The sequence below is a fragment of the Georgenia sunbinii genome (genome assembly GCF_036421875.1).
Lineage (GTDB): Bacteria > Actinomycetota > Actinomycetes > Actinomycetales > Actinomycetaceae > Georgenia_B > Georgenia_B sunbinii.
This window is the reverse complement of record NZ_JAZGOL010000020.1, coordinates 1-2,028: the sequence shown is the minus strand read 5'-3', so window position 1 is coordinate 2,028 and position 2,028 is coordinate 1. Positions and strand designations below refer to the sequence as shown.

1 protein-coding gene is annotated in these 2,028 nt (G+C 68.8%); it reads right to left on the bottom strand.

The window, feature by feature from the left end; all coding sequences use genetic code 11:
- Positions 1–109: 109 nt before the first annotated feature.
- Complete coding sequence (locus tag V2J52_RS16985; protein ID WP_331228931.1) at positions 110–1,750, bottom strand: IS1634 family transposase; 1,641 nt, start codon at positions 1,748–1,750, stop codon at positions 110–112.
- Between the last annotated feature and the right edge of the window lie 278 nt (positions 1,751–2,028).

Genomic DNA, 2,028 nt, shown 5'->3' with positions numbered 1-2,028 from the left:
GGTTGGCGCCGGCCCGTGACACCGTGATGGCGGCGATCGTCGCGGCCCGGGCCAGTACCTCGCGGAGCTGGTCCGGGCTGACCCGCCGGAGCCGGTCGCCTGAGTTTGGTCATTTGCTTAGTGCGTGAGTCCGGCCCTGGATTGCGTCGAGAATGGCTTGTTTGTCGGCCGGGATGGCGGGGACGAAGGTCTGGGTGGCGCCGTTGATGGCGATCGTCGCGGAGCGCAGCGGCCGGAGCTGTCGGACGACGTTACGGATCGCCAGCCCGGTGCGGGCCTGGACCTCGCGGGAGACCGCCAGGGCGGTGAACACGATGGTCAGGTGGGCCTCGATCGCATCGCGGGTGCGGTGGAACATCGGCCGGGCGCGCAGGTCGGTCTTGCTCATCCGGAAGGACTGCTCGACGTGCCAGAGCTCGTGGTAGGAGCCGATGACCTCACTGGCCGGCATCAGCTGAGCGGGGATGTTGGTGACGTAGCCCTTCAGGCCGACCAGGCGCCGGGCCCGCGCCAGGGCCGCCTCGTCCAGGGCGTGCCGGTCACCACTGGTCTTGACGAACCGCGGGGTCCGGGCGGCCTTTTCCCCAGCGATGACCGCCCGGGCCCGATTCTCCTGCAGGGTCAGTGTCTTGTTGTCCCGGGCCGCGCGCTTGGCCGAGTAGGCCCAGACGGCCCGCCAGGAGCCGGGATGGGCGATGGGACCCCAGACTGGTTCGGCCCGCACCGCGGTGTCGTTCTCGCTGCGCCTCCCGGTCCTGGGGGTGAGGGTGTCGATGACCTGGGCGTCGGCGAAGGCGTCGCCGTGCCAGCGGAAGTGCGAGGCCAGGTCCATGGGAGCCTTGGTCACCCGGGAGCCGACGATGAACCGCAGGTCCGCCTCGTCCAGCTCGCGCAGATTCGTCGCAGAGAGCATGCCAGCGTCGGCGACGACGACCATGTCGCCGACGTCGTGACGGGCTTGGAACTGCTTGACGATCGGCACGATGGTGGAGGTCTCGGCCTTGTTCCCCTCGTAGCAGCCGATCTCCAGCGGGAACCCGCGCCGGTCGACCAGCAGGCCCACAACGACCTGGGGATCGACCCGGCGTTCCTTGGAGAAGCCGACCTTGCGCAGGTCGTCCTCCTTCTCCGCCTCGAAGTACAACGTCGTCACGTCGTAGAGCACGAGCGAGACATCCCCGCTGGTCAGAGCGTGGTCGAAGCACAGCTGCGCGACCTTGTCCCGGTAGGTGCCCTGGTACGCCCGGGCCAGGGTGCGGCGCATCGTCTTCTCGCTCGCCGGCCGGACCCCCAGATCGATCAGCACCCGCCCGGTGTCCAGGATCGAGGTCGGCTCCACCACCCTGGCGATGACCAGATCGCGGAAGACCGCGTCCTCCAGGGCGTCGAACCCCAGATCGGTGAACACTGTCGCGAGGGCCTCGAACAGCACCCGCGAGTCCGTCGAGACGACCCGTCCGGGGCCGTCCCGGCCGCGATCAACCACAGCCTGCGGCGCGTCGAACAGCCCGACCTCGCGCGCAGGCGGCACCAACGACGTCACCGGCGCCGTCGGCCCGATCCCAAGATCAAGCACGCCCTGCTCGGGGTCCTCCAGCAGCTCACGCGCCCGCTGCAGCAGGACCCCGAGCTCGGCCTCGGTATGCGCCGAGCCGACGTGCGTCACGATCCGCTGGCGCCCGCGCGCGTACTCCGCGATCTGCACGGCCGTCGCTCCGGAGCCCGTACGGACCCGCCTGATGAACGCCATCACGCGAGAATAGAGCACCCGTTAGTGCGTGAAAACGCACCAAACCACGAACATCACCGCAGGTCAGCGCGGTTGGATTCGTCCGGCAGTGACGCGGTGACCAAAGTCAGGCTGTAACCCCGACCAGCCCCAGCACCCAAGCCCCCACCCCCATCGCTGACAGCAGGATTGTCCCCGACAGCAGGATCGTCCCCGACAGCAGGATTCTCCGCGAGAGCAGGATTATCCCCGAGAGCGGGATTGTCGACGTCAGGCGTCGAGCGAGGAGGTTGCGACCT

What these genes read in the sequence shown, in the direction of transcription:
- V2J52_RS16985 (WP_331228931.1), bottom strand. Translation starts at nt 1,750, where the DNA reads ATGGCGTTCATCAGGCGGGTCCGTACGGGCTCCGGAGCGACGGCCGTG.